General features: G+C 39.3%; 21 protein-coding genes and 5 pseudogenes. 16 read left to right on the plus strand and 10 right to left on the minus strand.

Going from position 1 to position 22,455, the window contains the following annotated elements; genetic code table 11:
* Positions 1–14 precede the first annotated feature (14 nt).
* The 3 genes from ADH54_RS05870 (at position 15) to ADH54_RS05880 (ending at position 5,941) form a co-directional block, all read left to right on the plus strand.
* The gene (locus tag ADH54_RS05870) at positions 15–1,094 is read left to right on the plus strand and encodes a carbamoyl phosphate synthase small subunit (protein WP_000166852.1); all 1,080 of its coding nucleotides are present in this window, start codon (positions 15–17) and stop codon (positions 1,092–1,094) included.
* 447 nt (positions 1,095–1,541) lie between these two features.
* A complete protein-coding gene (gene carB, locus ADH54_RS05875) occupies positions 1,542–4,718 on the plus strand; it encodes a carbamoyl-phosphate synthase large subunit (RefSeq protein ID WP_049524391.1) in 3,177 nt (1,058 codons plus the stop codon).
* Between the two features lie 305 nt (positions 4,719–5,023).
* On the plus strand, positions 5,024–5,941 hold the full coding sequence (locus ADH54_RS05880) for a bifunctional riboflavin kinase/FAD synthetase (protein ID WP_000587439.1): 918 nt from the start codon (positions 5,024–5,026) through the stop codon (positions 5,939–5,941).
* A gap of 87 nt (positions 5,942–6,028) precedes the next feature.
* Here the strand turns inward: ADH54_RS05880 and ADH54_RS05885 are convergent, their stop codons facing one another.
* A complete protein-coding gene (locus ADH54_RS05885) occupies positions 6,029–6,877 on the minus strand; it encodes a YitT family protein (RefSeq protein WP_000592057.1) in 849 nt (282 codons plus the stop codon).
* A 141-nt stretch (positions 6,878–7,018) separates the two neighbouring features.
* On the opposite strand from ADH54_RS05885, the gene ADH54_RS05890 reads away from it, so the two are divergent.
* The 6 genes from ADH54_RS05890 to ADH54_RS05915 all read left to right on the plus strand — a co-directional run bounded on the left by ADH54_RS05890 (position 7,019) and on the right by ADH54_RS05915 (position 12,721).
* A complete protein-coding gene (locus ADH54_RS05890) occupies positions 7,019–7,858 on the plus strand; it encodes a DegV family protein (RefSeq protein WP_049524392.1) in 840 nt (279 codons plus the stop codon).
* Positions 7,859–7,965: 107 nt separating this feature from the next.
* Positions 7,966–8,241: an HU family DNA-binding protein gene (locus ADH54_RS05895; protein WP_001284643.1), complete on the plus strand. Its 276-nt coding sequence runs from the start codon at positions 7,966–7,968 to the stop codon at positions 8,239–8,241.
* A 388-nt stretch (positions 8,242–8,629) separates the two neighbouring features.
* A complete protein-coding gene (gene mutY / locus ADH54_RS05900; RefSeq protein ID WP_049524393.1) occupies positions 8,630–9,805 on the plus strand; it encodes an A/G-specific adenine glycosylase in 1,176 nt (391 codons plus the stop codon).
* Between the two features lie 55 nt (positions 9,806–9,860).
* Complete coding sequence (yycF, locus tag ADH54_RS05905) at positions 9,861–10,568, plus strand: response regulator YycF (RefSeq protein WP_000722071.1); 708 nt, start codon at positions 9,861–9,863, stop codon at positions 10,566–10,568.
* Complete coding sequence (gene vicK, locus ADH54_RS05910; RefSeq protein WP_049524394.1) at positions 10,561–11,910, plus strand: cell wall metabolism sensor histidine kinase VicK; 1,350 nt, start codon at positions 10,561–10,563, stop codon at positions 11,908–11,910. Before yycF ends, vicK begins: the two co-directional genes overlap by 8 nt.
* Before the next feature lies 1 nt (position 11,911).
* Positions 11,912–12,721 (plus strand): MBL fold metallo-hydrolase, encoded by an 810-nt coding sequence (locus ADH54_RS05915; RefSeq protein WP_000004961.1) that lies wholly within the window; start codon positions 11,912–11,914, stop codon positions 12,719–12,721.
* A 64-nt stretch (positions 12,722–12,785) separates the two neighbouring features.
* Here ADH54_RS05915 and ADH54_RS12750 read toward each other — a convergent pair.
* The 5 genes and pseudogenes from ADH54_RS12750 to ADH54_RS05930 all read right to left on the minus strand — a co-directional run.
* A pseudogene (locus tag ADH54_RS12750) lies at positions 12,786–13,036 on the minus strand (ISL3 family transposase); the annotation flags it as partial.
* Positions 13,037–13,541: 505 nt separating this feature from the next.
* A complete protein-coding gene (locus tag ADH54_RS05920; RefSeq protein ID WP_000981526.1) occupies positions 13,542–13,841 on the minus strand; it encodes a YbaB/EbfC family nucleoid-associated protein in 300 nt (99 codons plus the stop codon).
* A gap of 192 nt (positions 13,842–14,033) precedes the next feature.
* Positions 14,034–14,393: pseudogene (locus ADH54_RS12470) on the minus strand (N-acetylmuramoyl-L-alanine amidase family protein); the annotation flags it as partial.
* 135 nt (positions 14,394–14,528) lie between these two features.
* A pseudogene (locus ADH54_RS12675) lies at positions 14,529–14,915 on the minus strand (Ig-like domain-containing protein); the annotation flags it as partial.
* A gap of 12 nt (positions 14,916–14,927) precedes the next feature.
* The gene (locus tag ADH54_RS05930) at positions 14,928–15,479 is read right to left on the minus strand and encodes a CAP domain-containing protein (protein ID WP_049524395.1); all 552 of its coding nucleotides are present in this window, start codon (positions 15,477–15,479) and stop codon (positions 14,928–14,930) included.
* 238 nt (positions 15,480–15,717) lie between these two features.
* Between ADH54_RS05930 and ADH54_RS05935 the strand changes: the two genes are divergently transcribed.
* The 3 genes and pseudogenes from ADH54_RS05935 to ADH54_RS05945 all read left to right on the plus strand — a co-directional run.
* Positions 15,718–16,623, plus strand: a complete 906-nt coding sequence (locus tag ADH54_RS05935) for a helix-turn-helix domain-containing protein (RefSeq protein ID WP_049524396.1) — start codon at positions 15,718–15,720, stop codon at positions 16,621–16,623.
* A gap of 11 nt (positions 16,624–16,634) precedes the next feature.
* Positions 16,635–18,032 (plus strand): N-acetylmuramoyl-L-alanine amidase, encoded by a 1,398-nt coding sequence (locus ADH54_RS05940; RefSeq protein WP_049524397.1) that lies wholly within the window; start codon positions 16,635–16,637, stop codon positions 18,030–18,032.
* A 168-nt stretch (positions 18,033–18,200) separates the two neighbouring features.
* Positions 18,201–18,645: pseudogene (locus ADH54_RS05945) on the plus strand (imelysin family protein); the annotation flags it as partial.
* Between the two features lie 153 nt (positions 18,646–18,798).
* Here ADH54_RS05945 and ADH54_RS05950 read toward each other — a convergent pair.
* The 4 genes and pseudogenes from ADH54_RS05950 to ADH54_RS05965 all read right to left on the minus strand — a co-directional run bounded on the left by ADH54_RS05950 (position 18,799) and on the right by ADH54_RS05965 (position 20,771).
* Positions 18,799–19,097: pseudogene (locus tag ADH54_RS05950) on the minus strand (type II toxin-antitoxin system RelE/ParE family toxin).
* Complete coding sequence (locus ADH54_RS05955; protein WP_049524398.1) at positions 19,087–19,371, minus strand: type II toxin-antitoxin system RelB/DinJ family antitoxin; 285 nt, start codon at positions 19,369–19,371, stop codon at positions 19,087–19,089. Before ADH54_RS05955 ends, ADH54_RS05950 begins: the two are co-directional and overlap by 11 nt.
* Positions 19,372–19,497: 126 nt before the next feature.
* Positions 19,498–19,740 (minus strand): type B 50S ribosomal protein L31, encoded by a 243-nt coding sequence (locus tag ADH54_RS05960; protein WP_000710764.1) that lies wholly within the window; start codon positions 19,738–19,740, stop codon positions 19,498–19,500.
* A 95-nt stretch (positions 19,741–19,835) separates the two neighbouring features.
* Entirely contained in the window at positions 19,836–20,771 is a 936-nt protein-coding gene (locus ADH54_RS05965) for a DHH family phosphoesterase (protein ID WP_049524399.1), read from the minus strand.
* A 103-nt stretch (positions 20,772–20,874) separates the two neighbouring features.
* On the opposite strand from ADH54_RS05965, the gene ADH54_RS05970 reads away from it, so the two are divergent.
* The 4 genes from ADH54_RS05970 (at position 20,875) to crcB (ADH54_RS05985) (ending at position 22,412) form a co-directional block, all read left to right on the plus strand.
* Positions 20,875–21,318 (plus strand): flavodoxin, encoded by a 444-nt coding sequence (locus ADH54_RS05970; protein ID WP_049524400.1) that lies wholly within the window; start codon positions 20,875–20,877, stop codon positions 21,316–21,318.
* Between the two features lie 115 nt (positions 21,319–21,433).
* Positions 21,434–21,700 (plus strand): chorismate mutase, encoded by a 267-nt coding sequence (locus ADH54_RS05975; RefSeq protein ID WP_049524401.1) that lies wholly within the window; start codon positions 21,434–21,436, stop codon positions 21,698–21,700.
* Positions 21,697–22,071 carry a fluoride efflux transporter CrcB gene (crcB, locus tag ADH54_RS05980; protein WP_049524402.1) on the plus strand — a complete coding sequence of 125 codons (375 nt, stop codon included), beginning with the start codon at positions 21,697–21,699 and terminating at the stop codon, positions 22,069–22,071. Before ADH54_RS05975 ends, crcB (ADH54_RS05980) begins: the two co-directional genes overlap by 4 nt.
* Positions 22,065–22,412, plus strand: coding sequence for a fluoride efflux transporter CrcB (crcB, locus tag ADH54_RS05985; RefSeq protein WP_049524403.1), 348 nt, complete (start codon positions 22,065–22,067; stop codon positions 22,410–22,412). The genes crcB (ADH54_RS05980) and crcB (ADH54_RS05985) overlap by 7 nt, the downstream gene beginning before the upstream one ends.
* The last annotated feature ends 43 nt before the right edge of the window (positions 22,413–22,455 follow it).

The raw sequence follows: 22,455 nt of genomic DNA on the forward strand, positions 1-22,455 counted from the left end.
CGAGAGGTGAAAATATGACAAAAAGACTTCTAGTATTAGAAGATGGAACAGTTTTTGAAGGCAAGGCCTTCGGAGCAGATATTGATGTAACAGGCGAAATCGTCTTTAATACAGGCATGACCGGCTACCAAGAATCCATTACAGACCAGTCTTATAATGGACAAATCTTGACCTTTACCTATCCTTTGGTAGGAAATTATGGAATTAACCGTGATGATTACGAATCCATTATTCCAACTTGTAAGGGAGTCGTTGTTTTCGAAGAGGCACGTAGAGCTAGCAACTGGCGCAACCAAATGACGCTAGATGAATTTTTGAAAGCCAAGAAAATTCCGGGTATTTCAGGGATTGATACACGTGCTCTTACCAAGATTATCCGTAAGCATGGTACCATGCGTGCAACCTTGACCCATGTTGGGGACAGCATGGACCATGTGACGGACCAGCTCCAAGCAACAGTTTTGCCGACAGATAATATCAAGCAGGTTTCTACTAAAACTTCATATCCAGCTCCAGGAGTAGGTTTGAGCGTGGTGCTAGTGGACTTTGGTCTCAAGCACTCAATTCTACGTGAACTTTCTAAACGCAACTGTAACGTGACAGTTGTTCCTTATTCGACAACGGCTGAAGAAATTCTCCATCTCAATCCTGACGGAGTGATGTTGTCAAATGGTCCAGGTAACCCAGAAGATGTTCCACAAGCACTCGACATGATTCGTGGTGTGCAAGGGAAAATTCCAATCTTTGGTATCTGTATGGGGCACCAACTCTTTGCTATGGCAAACGGGGCAAAGACTTACAAGATGAAGTTTGGTCACCGTGGATTTAACCACGCGGTACGTGAAATTGCAACAGGACGCGTAGATTTTACCAGCCAAAACCATGGTTATGCAGTCAGCCGTGAGGATTTGCCAGATCATTTAATCATTACCCACGAAGAAATCAATGACAAGTCAGTTGAAGGTGTGCGTCACAGATACCAACCTGCTTTCTCTGTTCAATACCATCCAGATGCAGCCCCTGGTCCTCATGATGCAAGCTACCTATTTGACGAGTTTATCGAGATGATGGAAGCTTTTAAACAATCAAACTAAGAACGAGTAAAAGCTCGTCGGAGAATTTATGTAACTGAACACGGACGGAAAGCTCGGAATTTAGATAAACCAATTTGGATTGTCAATCCTTCCTTGGTTTCCTAAAATTCAATCGCTTTCTATTCGTCCTTTGTATCTTATTTAATGTCGCTCTGTGAGGCGACGAATAGAAAGGCAGGTCGTTTCTTTTAGTCGCTATCAGGCGAACTAAAAACTCCCTGCACTAGATTTTTTACCGAAAAGTATCGTTTCGCTAAAAAATCGTCGGAGAATTTATTTAATGGCAACCCGAGAGTTGCCGAATAGAAAGGAGAAGATACATTGTTCGCGGAAGTGAACACGCCCTAAGAACTGTGTGAAAAAGATAAACATCGTTTTGACGCTGAAGGTGTCTGCACCGAGTTTCCTATTTTCACTGTGTTCTTTACGGGCTTTGTATCATAAACTATGCCTAAACGTACTGATATTCAAAAAATTATGGTGATTGGTTCTGGTCCGATTATTATTGGTCAGGCTGCTGAGTTTGACTACGCTGGGACCCAGGCTTGCTTGTCGTTGAAAGAGGAAGGTTATGAGGTTGTTTTGGTTAACTCAAACCCTGCAACTATCATGACGGACAAGGAAATTGCTGATAAGGTTTACATCGAACCGATTACACTTGAGTTCGTGACACGTATTCTTCGTAAGGAACGTCCGGATGCTTTACTGCCAACGCTCGGTGGTCAGACAGGTCTCAACATGGCCATGGAATTATCTAAAAATGGTATCCTAGATGAGCTTGGAGTGGAACTTCTGGGAACTAAATTATCTGCTATTGACCAAGCGGAGGATCGTGACCTATTTAAACAATTGATGGAAGAATTGGAGCAACCAATTCCTGAATCTGAAATTGTTAATACAGTAGAAGAAGCAGTTGCCTTTGCAGCAACAATTGGCTACCCAGTCATCGTTCGTCCAGCCTTTACCCTTGGTGGTACTGGTGGTGGTATGTGTGCCAACGAGGAAGAATTGCGTGAAATCGCTGAAAATGGTTTGAAATTGTCACCTGTTACCCAGTGTTTGATTGAACGTTCCATTGCTGGTTTCAAGGAAATCGAGTACGAAGTCATGCGTGACTCAGATGATAATGCCCTTGTTGTTTGTAACATGGAAAACTTTGACCCTGTTGGAATTCACACAGGGGACTCTATCGTATTTGCCCCTGCGCAAACCATGTCCGACTATGAAAACCAAATGCTTCGTGATGCTAGCTTAAGCATTATCCGCGCTCTCAAGATTGAAGGGGGATGTAACGTTCAGTTAGCTCTCGATCCACATAGCTTCAAGTATTATGTCATCGAAGTAAATCCTCGTGTATCTCGTTCTTCAGCCCTTGCTTCTAAAGCAACAGGTTACCCAATCGCTAAGTTGGCTGCCAAGATTGCAGTTGGCTTGACCTTGGATGAGGTTATCAACCCAGTCACGGGTTCAACCTATGCCATGTTTGAACCAGCCCTTGACTATGTGGTTGCCAAGATTCCACGTTTCCCATTTGATAAGTTTGAAAAGGGTGAGCGCCGTCTTGGTACCCAGATGAAGGCGACTGGAGAAGTCATGGCGATTGGTCGTAACATTGAGGAATCTCTTCTTAAGGCTTGTCGCTCCCTTGAAATTGGGGTACATCACAATGAAATGCCTGAACTTGCATCAGTTTCTGATGATGCCTTGATTGAAAAAGTTGTCAAAGCCCAAGATGACCGTCTCTTCTATGTGTCAGAAGCTATTCGCCGTGGTTACACACCAGAAGAAATTGCTGAATTGACTAAGATTGATATCTTCTATCTGGATAAACTCTTGCATATCTTTGAAATTGAACAACAATTAGGTGCCCATCCACAAGATCTAGAAGTCTTGAAAACAGCTAAACTTAATGGCTTCTCAGACCGTAAGATTGCTGAACTCTGGGAAACGACTGCAGCCCAAGTTCGTCAGCTTCGTTTGGAAAACAAGATTGTTCCTGTTTACAAGATGGTCGATACTTGTGCGGCAGAATTTGACTCTGAAACACCATACTTCTATTCAACCTATGGTTGGGAAAACGAGTCTATCAAGTCTGATAAAGAATCTGTACTTGTCCTAGGTTCTGGTCCAATCCGTATCGGGCAAGGGGTTGAGTTTGACTACGCAACTGTTCACTCGGTTAAGGCTATCCAGGCTGCTGGCTATGAAGCTATCATCATGAACTCAAACCCAGAGACTGTCTCTACAGACTTCTCTGTATCAGACAAGCTTTACTTTGAGCCATTGACATTTGAAGATGTCATGAATGTTATTGACTTGGAACAACCAAAAGGGGTTATCGTTCAGTTCGGTGGTCAAACAGCCATCAACCTTGCGGAGCCATTGGCAAAAGCAGGTGTGACCATCCTTGGGACACAGGTTGCTGATCTAGACCGCGCCGAAGACCGTGACCTCTTCGAGCAAGCTCTCAAAGACTTGGATATTCCACAGCCACCAGGACAAACGGCTACCAATGAAGAAGAAGCAGTGCTTGCAGCTCGTAAGATTGGCTTCCCAGTTCTCGTTCGCCCATCTTATGTCTTAGGTGGACGTGCCATGGAAATCGTTGAAAACGAAGAAGACCTTCGTTCTTACATGCGAACTGCTGTTAAGGCTAGTCCAGACCACCCAGTTCTTGTCGATTCTTACATCGTTGGTCAGGAGTGCGAAGTTGATGCCATCTCAGACGGGGAAAATGTTCTCATCCCTGGTATCATGGAGCATATCGAACGTGCTGGTGTCCACTCAGGTGACTCAATGGCCGTTTACCCACCTCAAACCTTGTCGCAAAAGGTTCAGGAAACTATTGCAGACTACACAAAACGCCTAGCAATCGGCCTTAACTGTCTTGGAATGATGAACATCCAGTTTGTCATCAAGGATGAAAAAGTCTACGTTATTGAGGTCAATCCACGTGCCAGCCGTACCGTTCCATTCCTTTCTAAGGTGACCAATATTCCTATGGCTCAAGTAGCGACCAAGCTCATTCTTGGTCAAAACCTTGAAGAACTTGGCTACCAAGATGGCCTTTACCCTGAAAGCACTCGCGTTCATATCAAGGCACCTGTCTTCTCCTTTACGAAACTAGCTAAGGTAGACAGCTTGCTCGGTCCTGAAATGAAGTCAACAGGTGAAGTTATGGGTTCTGATGCTACTTTGGAAAAAGCTCTCTATAAAGCCTTTGAAGCTTCTTATCTACACTTGCCAACTTTTGGTAATGTTGTCTTTACCATCGCTGATGATGCCAAAGAAGAAGCCTTGGACTTGGCTCGTCGTTTCCAAAATATTGGCTATGGAATCCTCGCGACAGAAGGGACAGCAGCCTTCTTTGCCAGTCATGGATTGCAAGCCCAACCTGTTGGTAAGATTGGTGATGACGATAAGGATATTCCAAGCTTTGTTCGTAAAGGAAGAATCCAAGCTATCATTAACACAGTAGGAACCAAACGAACTGCTGACGAAGATGGTGAGCAGATTCGCCGTTCAGCCATTGAACATGGTGTACCCCTCTTCACAGCCCTAGATACAGCTAACGCCATGCTCAAAGTATTGGAAAGCCGTAGTTTTGTCACAGAAGCAATCTAGTTTAGAAAAGTTTTTCACAGTTTAAAAGCCAGCGTCAGAAAACGCTGGCTTTTGCGATATTAGTGCAGGCTATTCAACTATCAGTTCTTCACTCAAGTATGATGATGATGAATTGTGATACGATAAGAATAAATCGGGAATGGCTTATGATGTTAATCGTTCCTCTTTTTTGTAATTCTAGTATATCAGAGTCAATATATATTTGTATGGTACTCCCTTTTGCAAAAATGGCTATTTCAGGTTAAAAAAACGACATTTTAGATTTTCTGTTCCAGAAATAGCTATCGCTATGATATAATTATTTTATGATTATTACTATTCCTATAAAAAACCAAAAAGATATTGGCACACCATCTGATTCAGTCGTTGTTCTCGGCTATTTTGATGGTATACACAAGGGGCATCAAGAATTATTTCGCGTTGCCAATAAGGCTGCGAGAAAAGATTTATTACCTATCGTCGTTATGACCTTTAATGAATCTCCAAAGATCGCTTTAGAGCCTTATCATCCTGATCTATTTTTACATATTTTGAACCCTGCTGAACGTGAGAGGAAACTAAAGCGTGAAGGTGTAGAAGAATTATATCTCCTTGATTTTAGTAGTCAATTCGCTAGTCTCACGGCAGAAGAATTTTTTGCAACTTATATCAAGGCTATGAATGCCAAAATTATTGTTGCAGGTTTTGATTATACATTTGGTTCTGATCAAAAAACGGCAGAAGACTTAAAGGATTACTTTGATGGAGAAGTTATCATTGTACCACCTGTAGAAGATGAGAAAGGAAAGATTAGTTCAACTCGTATCCGTCAAGCTATTTTAGATGGAAATGTGAAAGAAGCAGGAGAACTTTTGGGGGCACCGCTTCCATCAAGAGGTATGGTGGTTCATGGCAATGCTCGTGGTCGTACGATTGGTTATCCGACAGCGAATTTGGTGCTTTTAGACCGTACTTATATGCCAGCAGATGGCGTTTATGTCGTTGATGTTGAGATTCAAAGACAGAAGTATCGTGCTATGGCTAGTGTCGGGAAAAATGTGACCTTTGATGGAGAAGAAGCACGTTTTGAAGTCAATATTTTTGATTTTAATCAAGATATTTATGGGGAAACCGTCATGGTTTATTGGCTTGATCGCATTAGAGATATGACCAAATTTGACTCAGTTGACCAATTAGTGGATCAGTTAAAGGCTGATGAAGAAGTAGCTCGGAATTGGTCTTAAGAGTTTGGATAATTAAAAAAGAGGTTATTTGTAACCCAAAAGATAGATGAATAAGTCTAACTTTTGAGGTCACTACACTACCTCTTTTTATTCTTTTTCAAAGGTGAATCCTTCTCCAAGGATTTCATGGGCTTCTGTAATAGTTATAAAGGCTTGAGGATCGATTCGATGAATCATTTCCTTCATTTTCACAATCTCATTTCTACCGACAATACAGTAAATGATTTTCAAATTTTCTTTACTATAGTAGCCTTGACCAGAAATAAAAGTAACACCTCTTCCTAGGTCATCATTAATTGCTTTAGCAAGTTGGTCGGGACGTTTTGTGATAATCATAAAACCTTTGCCAGCGTAGCCACCTTCACCAATTAAATCAATGACACGCGAAACGATAAAATCAAATAAGAGCGTGTAGGAAACCAATCTCAAGTCCTTGAAGATTAGGAGAATGAGCATGAGAATACAAAAATCTAAGATAAAGAGCAGTTTTCCCATGGATATATGAGTGTATTTATTGAGAATACGAGCTAGAATATCAGTTCCGCCAGTTGTACCTCCAGCATTAAAGATAATTCCAAGACCGATTCCCAATAGAATTCCCGCTATAAGAGCTGTGATTAGTAAATCACCTTGAAGGTCAATATGAAGGGGAATACGCTCAAAAAAGGCCAACCAGGCGGACAAGGCTAAGGTTCCAAGCAAACTAGAATAGAGGGATTTTGCTCCAAATATTTTCCAAGCTAGGATGAAAAGGGGAATATTAATCAGCAAGTTCATGAGCGAAACAGGGATTTTAAAAAGATAAAAGGTGATGAGGGTAATACCTGTCGCCCCTCCTTCAAAGAGATGATGAGGAACTACAAAATAAGTCAGCCCAAAAGCATAAATAGCAGCACCTAGTAAAATGGTAAAAATGGGGTAAATTTTTTTAATCATAGGACACCTCTTTTCTTATAAGTTGATTATATCAAATTTTTACGGAAAATTTGATTGACTCCATTAGGATTTTTAATCTTTTTTTGATATAATTAGAAGTAAGAAAACCAATCTGAATCCTAAAATAGAAAGATTGATACTATGACAAAAATTAAGATTGTAACCGATTCATCTGTTACTATTGAACCAGAACTAGTAAAGCAATTAGATATTACAATTGTTCCATTATCTGTAATGATTGATAATGTTGTTTATTCTGATGCTGATTTGAAAGAAGAAGGTAAATTTCTTCAGTTGATGCAAGCAAGTAAGAACCTTCCGAAAACAAGTCAACCGCCTGTAGGTGTCTTCGCTGAAGTTTTTGAAGACCTATGCAAGGATGGTAGCCAGATTCTTGCTATTCATATGTCTCATGCCCTTTCTGGTACTGTAGAAGCGGCACGTCAAGGTGCTAGCTTATCTACTGCCGATGTGACAGTTATTGATAGTTCCTTCACTGACCAAGCTTTGAAATTCCAAGTTGTTGAGGCTGCGAAATTAGCACAAGAAGGCAAAGATATGGCGGAAATTTTATCTCACGTTGAAGAGGTAAAAAACCATACAGAGCTTTATATTGGTGTTTCAACTTTGGAAAATCTTGTCAAAGGTGGACGAATTGGCCGTGTAACTGGATTGTTGAGTTCACTTCTCAATATCCGTGTTGTCATGCAGATGAAGGACCATGAATTGCAGCCAATGGTTAAAGGTCGCGGTGCTAAAACCTTTAAAAAATGGTTGGATGAGTTGACAACATCTCTCTCTGAACGTTCTGTAGCAGAGATTGGAATTTCATATTCAGGTAGTGCTGATTGGGCAAAAGAGATGAAAGAAAGCTTACAAGCTTATGTTGAAAAGCCAATTTCTGTTTTGGAAACGGGTTCCATTATTCAAACGCACACAGGTGAGAATGCTTGGGCTATTTTGGTACGTTACCATTCCTAAAAAAATAAAGAAAATGCGAATAAACAGCGTTTTTAACTTGACCTATAAGGGATTTTAGGATATGATTATATTTGTTAATTAGAAATTAATTTGGAGGAATCATTAACATGGCAAACAAACAAGATTTGATCGCTAAAGTAGCAGAAGCTACAGAATTGACTAAGAAAGACTCAGCAGCAGCAGTTGAAGCTGTATTTTCAGCAGTAACTGACTACCTTGCAGCTGGTGAAAAAGTTCAATTGATCGGTTTTGGTAACTTTGAAGTTCGTGAGCGTGCTGCACGTAAAGGTCGCAACCCACAAACTGGTAAAGAAATCACAATTGCAGCTTCTAAAGTTCCAGCATTCAAAGCTGGTAAAGCTCTTAAAGACGCTGTTAAATAATTAGCCTTTAAAAAGCCTATTGTATCAAGCTTTCTAGCTTGGTCAGTAGGCTTTTTTTTGTAGTTTTAGGGTATTTTTAGGGCAAAACACTATTTTTTCACTTGTTTTAGGATGATATCAACCAGCATTTTCGTTATTTTCTAAGAGTGCTGAGTTTTTATTGTTTATTAGTACGATTATCAACTATTTTAAATAAGACTATATCTCTAGCTTATTTGTTTTACAATCAAACCTTGAAAGTGGATAATCACATTCTCCGATACTTTATTGATTTTCAGTTGAAGTCATATCAAATATCTAAGTAAATAGAAAAGTTATATACTATCTATTGAAAATATTATAAATCAGATACAAAGACAGGTGAAATCTTCTGTGTTATACTAGAGATATGTTAGATTTGAAAGAATACGGTATCGTCATGTGGCCAGAGAGGAAGATTGTTTCTTTTCGTAAGAAACTTCTCACTTGGTATGATGAAAACAAACGAGATTTACCTTGGAGGAGAAGTAGAAACCCTTATCATATCTGGGTATCTGAAATCATGCTCCAGCAGACCAGGGTGGATACGGTTATTCCTTATTATGAACGATTCTTGGACTGGTTTCCGACAGTGGAAAGTTTGGCGAATGCGCCTGAAGAGCGTTTGTTGAAGGCTTGGGAAGGTTTGGGTTATTATTCTCGAGTTCGTAATATGCAGGCTGCAGCCCAGCAAATTATGACTGACTTTGGTGGCCAATTTCCAAACACCTATAAAGGAATTTCCAGTTTGAAAGGAATTGGCCCCTACACAGCAGGAGCGATTTCCAGCATTGCTTTTAACTTGCCTGAGCCAGCTGTAGATGGTAATGTTATGCGTGTTTTGGCCCGTCTGTTCGAAGTCAACCATGATATTGGGATTCCAAGTAATCGCAAAATTTTTCAGGCAATGATGGAAATCTTGATTGACCCAGAGCGTCCGGGTGACTTTAATCAAGCTTTGATGGACTTAGGATCTGATATTGAGGCACCAGTTAATCCTAGGCCAGAAGAAAGCCCGGTTAAGGACTTTAGTGCGGCATATCAGAACGGAAGCATGGATCGTTATCCAATTAAGGCTCCCAAGAAAAAGCCAATTCCCATTTATCTTAAAGCCTTAGTGGTCAAAAATACTCAGGGACAATTTTTACTTGAAAAAAATGAAAGCGAAAAGCTATTGGCAGGTTTTTGGCATTTCCCACTGGTAGAAGTAGATGGCTTTTCGGAAGAGGAACAGTTTGACCTCTTCCATCAGGTTGCAGAAGAAAGTGTGAATTTTGGCCCCAGTCCAGAAGAGAGTTTCCAGCAGGACTATGACCTAGATGTTGATTGGCTTGATGTTTATTTTGAGACTGTCAAGCATGTCTTTAGTCATCGTAAATGGCATGTTCAAATTGTAGCAGGTCAAGTGAGTGACTTCCATGATTTTTCAGATAGGGAAGTTCGCTGGCTCTCACCAGAAGAGTTCAAGGATGTTCCACTTGCCAAACCCCAACAAAAAATCTGGCAGGCTTATGTACAAGCCAACTTAGACAGTAGCAAAGACTAGCTATTGTGTCTTCTTGCTATTTTTTTGGTATAATAGTAGAGAAAAAGGTGAACATATGAAAAAAATATTAATTGTAGATGATGAAAAACCAATCTCGGATATTATCAAGTTTAATATGACCAAGGAAGGTTACGAGGTTGTAACTGCTTTTAACGGTCGTGAAGCGCTAGAACAATTTGAAGCAGAGCAACCAGATATTATTATTTTGGATTTGATGCTTCCAGAAATTGATGGTTTAGAAGTTGCGAAGACTATTCGGAAGACTAGTAGTGTGCCTATTATCATGCTGTCAGCTAAGGATAGCGAATTTGATAAGGTTATCGGTTTAGAGCTTGGGGCGGATGACTATGTGACAAAACCCTTCTCAAATCGTGAGTTGCAGGCGCGTGTTAAAGCTCTTCTTCGTCGCACGGACTTGGCTTCTGTAGATAATCAAGAATCAGATGAAAATAAAACTCAACCCTTGCAAATTGGGGACTTGGAGATTGTTCCAGATGCCTATGTTGCTAAGAAATACGGTGAAGAACTAGACTTAACCCACCGTGAATTTGAGCTTTTGTATCACTTGGCTTCTCATATCGGTCAAGTAATTACGCGTGAACACTTGCTTGAAACGGTCTGGGGGTATGATTATTTCGGAGATGTTCGAACAGTTGACGTAACCATCAGACGTTTGCGTGAGAAGATTGAAGACACACCAAGTCGTCCTGAGTATATCCTAACACGTCGCGGTGTTGGTTATTATATGAGAAATAATGATTAAACTAATTAAAGATACAGTTTTAACCAGTGATTTTATCTTTATCCTCATTCTACTTGGCTTTATTTTAGTAGTGACCTTACTTTTGCTAGAAAATCGTCGGGATAATATTCGGTTGAAGCAAATCAATCAAAAGGTAAAAGACCTGATTGCAGGAGATTATTCTCAGGTATTGGATATGCAGGGAAGCTCTGAAATTACCAATATTACTAATAATCTCAATGATTTATCAGAAGTAATTCGTTTAACCCAAGAAAATCTGGAACAAGAGAGTAAACGATTACATAGTATCCTCTCTTATATGACGGACGGAGTCCTTGCGACCAATCGTCGTGGCAAGATTACCATGATTAATGACATGGCTAAGAAACAGTTAGGTGTTCAGAAAGAAGATGTTCTCAACAAGAGTATCCTAGAGTTACTTAAGATTGAAGATGAGTATGAACTTCGTGATTTGATTACCCAAATTCCTGAACTCATCATTGATTCTCAGGATGCTAATGGTGAATATCTGAGCCTTCGTGTTCGCTTTGCCTTGATTCGTCGAGAGTCTGGCTTTATTTCGGGTTTGGTGGCTGTTTTACACGATACGACAGAGCAGGAGAAGGAAGAGCGCGAACGGAGGCTCTTTGTTTCCAACGTTAGTCATGAGCTACGTACTCCTCTAACTAGTGTGAAATCTTATCTTGAAGCCTTGGATGAGGGGGCTTTGTGTGAAACTGTAGCACCAGACTTTATCAAGGTATCTCTAGACGAAACCAATCGTATGATGCGCATGGTGACAGATCTTCTCCATCTTTCACATATTGATAATGCAACCAGTCACCTAGATGTGGAACTGATTAACTTTACTGCCTTTATTACTTTTATCCTCAACCGTTTTGATCAGATAAGAGGGCAGGATGAAGATAAGAAATACGAACTGGTGAGAGATTACCCAATTACCTCGGTATGGATTGAAATTGATACAGATAAGATGACACAGGTGATTGATAATATTCTTAACAATGCCATCAAGTATTCGCCAGATGGTGGGAAAATCACAGTGACTATGAAGACGACTGATGATCAGATGATTTTATCCATCTCAGACCAAGGTTTGGGTATTCCTAAGCAGGATTTACCACGTATTTTTGACCGTTTTTATCGTGTGGATCGTGCTAGAAGTCGTGCCCAAGGTGGAACAGGTCTGGGACTGTCTATTGCCAAGGAAATTATCAAACAACATAAGGGCTTTATTTGGGCCAAGAGTGAATACGGTAAGGGATCAACTTTCACAATTGTGCTCCCTTATGATAAGGATGCAGTGAAAGAAGAAATATGGGAGGACGAAGTAGAAGACTAGAATGAGTGAAACAGGCTTTAAATACAGTATTTTAGCGTCGGGTTCCAGTGGAAATTCCTTTTATCTGGAAACCCCAAAAAAGAAACTTTTAGTGGATGCAGGCTTATCTGGTAAGAAAATCACCAGCCTACTTGCTGAAATTAATCGCAAGCCAGAAGACTTGGATGCCATCTTGATTACGCATGAGCATTCAGACCATATTCATGGAGTGGGTGTTTTGGCTCGCAAGTATGGTATGGATCTTTATGCCAATGAAAAGACCTGGCAGGCTATGGAAAATAGCAAGTATCTTGGCAAGGTAGATTCTTCGCAAAAGCATATTTTTGAAATGGGTAAAACCAAAACCTTTGGAGATATTGACATAGAGAGTTTTGGTGTAAGCCATGATGCAGTCGCACCGCAATTCTATCGCTTTATGAAGGATGATAAGAGTTTTGTCCTTTTGACAGATACAGGTTATGTTAGTGACCGTATGGCAGGGATTGTCGAAAATGCGGACGGCTATCTTATCGAGTCCAACCATGATGTAGAGATTTTGCGAGCAGGTTCTTACGCTTGGCGACTCAAACAACGAATCCTATCGGATCTGGGTCACCTTTCTAACGAAGATGGTGCCGAAGCTATGATTCGTACCTTGGGAAATCGCACTAAGAAAATCTATCTTGGGCATTTATCTAAGGAGAACAATATTAAGGAACTGGCTCATATGACCATGGTCAATCAGCTAGCACAAGCTGATCTGGGAGTCGGAGTAGACTTTAAGGTTTATGATACCTCACCAGATACCGCAACACCATTGACAGATATATAAAAGAGACGGGAAAAAGTCTTTAAAATTAAAGGTTCTTTGTCAACTGTAGTGGGTTGAAGAAAAGCTAAGCTCGAGAAAGGGCAAATTTTGTCCTTTCTTTTTTGATATTGCGAATCGTGGAAATCTGTTTTTTGAAGTTTTCAAAGTTCCGAAAAGCAAAGGCATTGCATTGGATAAGATTATTAGTCTCTCCTAATTTTACGTTGGAATAAAATAATTGAAGGGCGGTGATGCTTTCTTTAGAAAGATTCTAAAAAAAGCCTGAAAGCGAGGATAGGCTAGCTTTAGATTATTCTCAATGAGTACGAAAAACCTTACTTTAGAAGTAAAAATGTAAGAGATTATAGTGATGCTTTCATTCTTCTTAGCAACTCAAGAGTGTCTCTATAATCTTTTTAGTAGTTAAGCACATACGAAAAGTCGGCGATACAATAGTTTACTACTATGCTGTTAGTAGCGTTTGATGACCATGTACTCATGAAATCTTTGATTAAATTACTTCATGGCTTGGCATGACTTACAACTTGCCTTAAGTATTGAAGTAGAACAGTCTGGTGGACTGTTTTAGCCGGAATTTAGGAATATAATAACAAATGGTAAAAAAGATTAAGAATGATTTTAGCGTTTAGGACTTAGTATGAGAAAAAAAGTTTTCAATATCAAGCAGTTGTGATAAAATGTAATTGTTCCATAGGATTCTTTCTAATGATTGTTTGATCGCTTTTCATTATAGATTTTATGGGACTTTTTCTACATCAAAATAGGCTCCATAATATCTATAAGGGATTTACCCACTATAAATATTATAGAGCCTTTTTTATTAGAATGGCAATTTCCCGGCGAAAGCACCTAGTTTTTTCTTGGTGGTTTCATCGATTTGTTCAAGAGCAGAGTTGATAGCTTGAACAGTCATATCTGAAAGTGTTTCAAGGTCTTCTGGGTCAACGACAGCTGGATTGAAGTCAATGCTGACAACTTTCTTATCTCCAGTTAAGGTCGCTTGAACAAGATCTTGAGCAGATTTGCCAACAAATTGCATAGCTGCAAGTTCAGCTTGGCTTTGTTCCATTTGTTTTTGAAGTTTTTGTGCTTGACGCATCATGTTTTGCATGTTCATCATGGTGATTTACAGTTTCCTTTTACAATTATTTTTCTTTTTATTTTATCAATTTTAAGGTTAAAAGTCTAATCTTTTTCTGAGTGAATCTAAGAATTGTGATTAGCAGTGGACAATAAAAGTATATAAAAAACAAAGGATATCATCTTTAAAATTAAATAATGATTGTCCTTTGTTTATTTTTGTTTTAGTTCATTATACCCACTCACCGTCGTAATTGATACGGTAACCGTCAGGTGTAGTCGTATTGATTGCGAGTGCACCTGAACTATAGGCATAGTACCATTTACCAGATACCTTCATCCAACCAGTTTTCATAGCGCCTGAGCTATCAAGATAGTACCAGCTACCGTTATCTTTTAGCCAACCAGTCTTCATAGCACCTGATCCGTCGAGATAGTACCAGCTACCGTCTTTTACCCAGCCAGTTTGCATCCAGCCAGAGTTATCAAAATGATACCAAACACCATTGATTTTTTCCCAGCCGTTAGTTTTGTAAGAGCCGTCGGCGTGCTTATACCACCAACGAGAACCAGATTTGACCCATGACCCTGATTGTCGAGCTCCGTCGGCTCGACCACGACGAATACGAGCTAAAACTTCGTTTGGATCGTTAGTCCAGACACTAGAATATGTATCAACTTTAAAATGAGAAGTTTGGTCAGGGGCATCAGCGGATACTGTCACAGTCGTAGAATACGTTTGACCGTCAGATGATACTTTGACAGTTGTTGTACCTTCTTTGTGTGCAGTGATTTCTCTGCTGCTGTCTATTGTTGCGACAGACGTGTCACTGCTTGACCAGTCACGATTCGTCGGAATGATGACTGTCGGATCCATTGAAGAAAAACGACGTTCCGCGGAAGATTGAGCTGTCAAATAAATCGTCTTGGAAGAGTTTGGTCTAATCTGTATATTTTGAGTTAGGGAGAAATTGCGCAATTCTTCGTTGTATACTTCAGTATAAACGATTGCCTCATTGTAACTTCCAACTAATGAATCTGAATCATTTGTATTTTTAGCAAATAATTGTGAAGTGGTAGGCCAAGTGGAATTAGACTTCGTGAACGTAGACATTGCGACAGTAGTTCATTCTGGATCAATCATATGACGGTAGTGACCTGTTTCACCTGAACCTGTTTTTAGATTCTGTTTTTCTTCATAGAAAAGTTCAACAGCTTTTAAAGCAGTCTCACTACCATAGGCTAAATTCCCCGCTAAATGTGCAAAGTTATCAGAATATACTCCAGCATACAATTGTTCCCCAGTCATACGATGATGAGCTTTGGATATTGTTGCTTCTGCCGCTCTACGAAGTGAAGCTTGTTCAAGACTAGTCGACCATTTGACTGGGACATAGCGGCTTACTAGACCTTCGTTATAAGCTTCTTTACGAATTTCATTGACTCGGTCTACAATCGCTTGTTTATCTGGAGTCAAGAATGTGCCTTTGATACCGACGATTTTCAAACCTGTGGACGTTCTGAAATCAGAAAATGGGTTTATCTCTGAGCCACTCGAATCACGACCGAATACAGTGCGTTCGCTAGCTGAAACTTGATTAGTCGTGAACTTTCCTGCCCCCAGCAGTGATAAGGCTGCAATTGTTGCAAGTATGAAATATTTTCTCTTTTTGTTCAATTAATTTCCTCCTTATTCCTTCTAACAAAAGTTTTTCATCAGATCTCCTTTCCATTGATTTACATCTAGTATACTAAAAATCTTTACTAAAAAACTAAAAGCAACGAAAAAATACGTTTTTCTATATCAACACCCCAAAATCAAGGTGAAATAGAACGTTTTCGTAGTTTTTCTCCTATTTGCTTATGATTAGTGTATAATGTAAAAGTGAAGTTAAAATAAAATAAGGGAGAAAGTTATGTCTACAAATTTCGGCCCCGCGCTTAAAAAAATGAGAGAAGAGAGAGGATTTACTCTAAAACAAGTAGCTGGTACAGCGATTAGCCCTAATAATTTAAGTAAGTTTGAAAAGGGCGAAGCTATGATTAAAGCAGATACTTTCTTTAAAATCTTTGAAAATCTGAATATTGTTTCTAATGAAGACATCATCCTTGTGGTTTCCATGCAAAATGAAGAGACAACCAAATTAGTCGAACATAGAAATGATCGAACTTTGGAGTCTGATGATGCCAAAGATACAGTCAAAGATGATGAAAATCCTTATGTTAGAAATTTCCTTCATCTACTAACTCTCATATCTACTGAAAAAATGCTAACTGAAGAGGATTGGGAAATTCTTGAACAACTAAAAGAGCAGTTGTTTTCTATGGATTACTGGTTACCTTTTGATTTTCATGTATTTCAACGCTTAGGTACTTTATTTGATTTTCCCCTTCAAATGTATCAACAAAAAGAAAAAGAAGTTTTTGAAATTCTTACAAGTAGCCTTCCTTTAGCTACAAATCAAACCCATATGTTGGTGGATGTACTTCGAACAATTGTTAAATACTATTCTGAAAATGCTTATTATGATTTGGCACAACAATTGATAGATAAAATTGAATTGTATCGTATAAAGTATTGCAGGATTTTTGTCCATACTGGTTACTATTTACCTCTATATCCTTTTATGACTATCAAGATGTATGAGGTGTATAATCTTCTTAGACAAAATAAAATAGAGGGGATAAAACTAGGACATCAGATTATCCAACATCTTGATACCATGAAAGTCTTATTTCCAGAAAATGAAATTTTATCCTTAAAAAACTCCTTCATCAAGGAAGTTAAAGAACTCAATAACACAGGGATTCCATTCCCCTAGAAAGGTTATAAATGAAATCATATAAGAAATTTACGATTCTTGCTCTGGCTCTTCTTGGATTTACTAGCCAAACAGTTCTAGCTAATGATGCTAGTCATTCTACGAATAACTCTACCGGTAGTTCAGCTACTAGCTCTGCAAGTACTTCTCAAGCAGCTACAGAAAACCAGCCAATGACTCCTAGTTCGAGTGAGCAGGAGACAAAGCCAACTCTTCCTACTGAGTCTAAGCTACAAACTGGTTGGGTAAAAGAAGATGGGAAGTGGGCTTATTATAGTCAAACGGGTGTCAAATTTACAGATACTCTTTATGAGGGCTACCTATTTGATAAGAATGGTTACTTACTTGAAAATAGCTGGTATCAGATGGCTAACAAGTGGTACTACGCCAATGGTTCAGGAAAATATCTGTCTAACCAATGGAGTCAAATCAATGGTAAGTGGTATGCATTTGATCAAAATGGTGCCATGATGGCTAATATCTGGAAGGGAAATTATTACCTAAAGTCCAGTGGGGCTATGGCAGATAAAGAATGGGTGTACGATCCTAACTACTCTAGCTGGTTTTATCTCAAGTCAGGCGGACACTATGCTGAACAGCAATGGGTTGGCTCTTACTATCTAAAATCTGGTGGCTACATGGCTCACAAAGAGTGGCTTTATGATCCAGATTATAAAGCTTGGTATTATCTTAAAGAAGATGGCGTTTATGTCACTGGAACTTATACTATTAATGGAAGTAGCCATTTTTTCAAAGATAATGGTAAATGGATTCAAGAATTTCCAAAAGGATTTGAAAAGGGGCGCTATAGTAAAACTATTTTCCTAGATCCTGGGCATGGTGGACGTGATTCGGGCGCTTACTATTATGGAATAGCTGAAAAAGATTTGAATCTACAGGTCTCTCGTAAATTACGGAAACGTTTAGAAGAACTTGGCTATACAGTTTTAACATCTCGTGATAGTGATGTGGATGTTGACTTTGTGACAGAGCGTTCTCGTATGGTAAATAAGACGAATGCAGACTTCTTTATTAGTATTCATTTTAACGCTACTGGGAATGACACAACATTGAATCTGGGAATACAGACTTATTCTTATAAGGAAGATGCAGGTTACCCGAGCAAGATTAACCAGTACTGGCACAATAATCCAGACCGAATGAGTGAAAGTAATCGTTTGGGCGCTGACCTTCATTCATCTCTCTTGACCGAGACAGGAGCTAGAGATGCTGGGCTTCTGCAAGCCACCTTCGCTGTTCTTCGTGAGACTGCGAAACCTGCTGTGTTATTGGAGTTGGGTTATATGGATAATCCAGAAGAAAACCAACGAATCCGTAGTGATCAATACCAAGATAAGTTAGTTGAAGGCATTATTAAAGGAATTCAAAAATATTACGCTGGAAATTAAGAAACTAGATCAAACTAAGCTTTGGAGATTTTCCTAGGCTTAGTTTTTTGCATTTGTAATGCTATTCATAACATTAAATTTTCTGAAAATTTAATGAAAAATGAGTGAAAACATGGTATAATGGAACGTAAAATTAATTCAGGTTTCCTGAACCGATAGGAGTAAACAATGAAAAAACTAGGTTTTGTCCTTTTATCTTCAGCCTTGCTATTGACAAGCTTGTGCTGTTAGGTTTGAAAAATCAGCAGATACAAGCGATTCATCTAAGGTGACAGCCTTGTCTGAGTACAAGCAAAAAATGTTTGATAAGGCCACTGCTGAATATAAGACTTTTGTGCAAGAGCAAATCGATAAGCTTTTGACAGATACGGAAGGGTTTGTAAAACTGTTGAAAGAAGGTAAGTTAGAAGAAGCCAAAAAGGTTTATCCACTGATTCGTATGTCCTATGAGCGTTCAGAACCAATTGCTGAAAGTTTTGGTGAGTCAGATGTCAAAATTGACTTCCGTTTGGCAGACTATATGGACGAAAATAAGACAGAAGAAGGTTGGTCAGGATTCCACCGTATCGAGCGTATCCTTTGGGAAGACAATACAACTAAAGGAACTGAAAATCAAGATAAGGAAGATTAAATCTGGTCTAATTGAAAAACTTTGTACTCTGGAAACCATTGTGTGGCAATCGAGAGTGCAAAGTTTTTTGATTTTCTAGTTAAAATGCAGACTGTATTCTTTATAATCACAAGGCTATTAAGAGAGCAGTGGACATTAAAATGATGATTTTGAGTTTTTGTTATTTTTGCTTTGTAGCAAGGTAATATAGTCGCTTTTGGTGTGGAATAAGTGGGAAAGAAAAACAGTTCTTTGAGTTTGATCGATAAAGTAAAGCAAGATATACTGCCCGATAATTTTTCCTCGTGTGGGGTACTTACTTTTGATTTTAAGTTCGATTTTTTCATCTGCATCAAAGCCAGCTTCAGGAAAGCTTTCTAAACTTTTTAAGCCGTCAATAATTTTGGCCACAGTATTTTTATCACCTCAGTCGAAATAATTACTTTATAAGCCATATCGTAGCCTCATATCATCTAAGGAAGTTCCTTGTCCGGATTCATATTCTCTTAAGGCACGTTCAGATTGGGCTTGTAGTTCCTGAATTAATCGCTCACGGTGTAAATCTTCTGCAGATTTTATTGGCAAATCCTGTTCGAGTACAATCTGCTCGATAAAAAGACTAATAGCATCAGTCATAGTCATTCCTTTTTCCTTAATGATAGCTCTAGCTTGTTCCATTGATGATTCATTGATTTTAAAATTGTATTGCTTAGTAAGTGATGTCGTCATGGTATACCTCCAATCGATACTATATATAGCTAGTATATATCTTTTCTATTTTTTTGAGTTTGGAACATGAAAACAGCAGTTGATTTCAAGAAACAAAAAGAACAGTCGAAACTGTTCTTTTTATCATTATTTGAGACCGTATTTTTTGTTGAAACGATCCACGCGTCCATCTGCTTGAGTGAACTTTTGACGTCCAGTGTAGAATGGGTGTGAGTCTGATGAAATTTCCACACGGATCAATGGGTAAGTTTCGCCTTCGAACTCAACTGTTTCGTTAGAGCGTTTTGTTGAACCGCTAAGGAATTGGTAACCAGTAGTTGTGTCCATGAAGACAACTGGGCGATATTCTGGATGGATATCTTTTTTCATTTTGCAATATTTCCTTTCTGCCATGGTCTCTTTGCGAGCCATAGATTGTTACCATACTAGTCTATCAGATTCTGAAAAGTTTGGCAAGTATTTTATCAGTTTTTAAGCAAGTTTTTTAACTTTTGGTAGATGATTTCGTTTTCCTCTAGGCTATAGGAATTAGCACCACTTGCTAGAGGGTGGCCTCCACCATCATGTTCCTTGGCGATTTCATTGATAGGATGAATTTTACTGCGTAAGCGAACACGGTAGTGGCCATCAGCCTGCTCCACAAAAATTCCCCAGAGACTCACACTGTCAATACGTCCAGGTGCACCGACAATGGCTGCAGTTTCAGCATCGGTAACATTGAATTGTTTCAAGACTTCTTGACTCAGGATAACTCGCGCTGCACCATTTTCATCCACTTCCAGATGGTCATAGATGTAGCCTTGAAGTTTAGCAATTTTGTAGCTCATAGTGTCCATTTTGCGAGTGAGAGCCGCAAAGTCAAAGTTCTGTTCTCTTAGAGAGGCAGCCAGGCGAAGAGTCCGTGCAGTCGTAGAAGGATAAAGGAAGCGGCCTGTATCACCAATAATTCCTGCAAAGAGCAACTCAGCAGCGCGATCTGACAAGGCCAGTTGGGTTGTTTGGGCAAATAGGGTAATCATCTCGCTAGCGCTACTTGAACTAGTATCGACCCAAGACAGGTCACCGTATACATCATCATTGGGATGGTGGTCAATCTTAATGAGAAAATCACCTTGACGATAGCGCTTATCGTCAATACGAGCAGTATTCGCCGTATCACAGACGATGACAAGAGCGCCTTGGTAGGCACTATCTTCAACAGAATCCATTTCAGCCATCCAAGTAAGAGTTGGTTCATCAAAACCAACAGCTTTAATGGTTTTTTCTGGGAAATGATGTTTGAGAAGAGCTTTCAATCCCACCTGACTTCCCAAGGCATCAGGGTCTGGTTTCATATGGCGGTGAATGATAATCGTGTCGTATTCTTTGATTTTTTCTAAAATTTGATGGCAAATTTCCATAGATAACCTCAATTCTTTCTCATTTCATTGTAGCACAAGAATTTTTATTTTTAAAATGAAAAAGATGTGATATAATGGAGAAAGATAAATTGAGGAGGACGATATGGCATTAGCAAAAATTGTATTTGCCAGTATGACCGGTAATACCGAAGAAATTGCAGATATTGTAGCAGACAAATTACGTGACTTGGGCTTGGATGTCGATGTTGATGAATGTACAACTGTTGACGCTTCAGACTTCTTGGAAGCAGACATTGCTATCGTTGCGACCTATACTTATGGTGATGGAGAATTGCCAGATGAGATGATGGACTTCTACGAAGACTTAGCAGATCTCAACTTGAATGGCAAAATCTACGGAGTGGTCGGCTCAGGAGATACCTTCTACGATGAATTCTGTAAGGCTGTTGATGACTTTGACCGCGTTTTTGTAGCGACAGGAGCAGAAAAAGGTTCAGAGTGTGTTAAAGTTGATCTCTCTGCTGAGGAAGAAGACATTGACCGCTTGGAACAATTCGCAGAAGAATTGGCTGCAAAAGTAGGATAAGTATAAACGTGCGCTGATGTAATCAATCAGTGCATTTTTCTTATCGAGAGTTGGGATTTTACTAGCCTATTTGGTGGCTTTTTGATACAATAATTCAAATAAAGGAGGAGACTGTATGGATTTAGATATTATTCGCCAAGAAATTGATCAAATCGACGACCAAATCGTTAAGCTCTTAGAAGAACGAATGCATTTGGTTGAGGATGTAGTTGCCTATAAGAAAGCTTCAGGTAAAGCAATTTTAGATACCAAGAGAGAAGAAGTTATTTTTGAAAAGGTTAGAAGTCGTGTAGGAGACAAGCGCTATCAGGAGACTATTGTAGCGACTTTTTCGGACATACTCAAACGTTCGCGTGATTATCAGGATCAAAATATCAAATGAAAAAAGAACAATTTTATCCGCTAGGGATTTTTCTAGCTGCTATGTTGGGCGGACTTGTCCGCTACCTAGTTTCCACTTGGTTGCCAGCCAGTCCAGACTTTCCTTGGGGCACTCTCTTTGTCAACTATCTGGGAGTTTTCTGCCTGGTTTATCTTGTCAAGGGTTATCTGGTCTATAAGGGGACTAGTAAGGGCTTGGTTTTAGCACTAGGTACAGGTTTTTGCGGAGGTCTAACAACCTTTTCTAGTCTCATGCTTGATGCTGTGAAACTACTGGATACTGGGCGTTATCTTAGTTTAGTTATGTATTTGCTTTTGAGTATTGGTGGAGGTCTACTCTTGGCTTATTTTCTAGGGAGGAAGAAATGGTAATCGTCTATCTTGCAATTGCTTGTGGCTTAGGAGCGCTCGTACGGTATTTCTTTTCCCGCTATAATCAAGCATCTAAATTGCCCCTTGGAACGCTCATAGCCAATCTTCTAGGTTGTTTTTTAATTGGATTATTCTACAATCATGTGGAGTCTAAGGAAGTCTATGCTATTTTAGCAACAGGATTTTGTGGCGGTTTGACAACTTTTTCCACCTTGAATGATGAACTTCAAAGACTGTTAAGTGATAAGAAGGTATTTTATTCTTATTTGGCTTTGACCTACCTAGGTGGTTTGATTGCGATTTTTTTAGGAATTCTGCTATGTAAGTGTCTAGTGTTTTGAGGTAAATAGAAAATATTGAGTTAACGGAAAATTCCGTTAGCTC

Source organism: Streptococcus pseudopneumoniae, from assembly GCF_001072315.1.
Classification (GTDB): domain Bacteria; phylum Bacillota; class Bacilli; order Lactobacillales; family Streptococcaceae; genus Streptococcus; species Streptococcus pseudopneumoniae_R.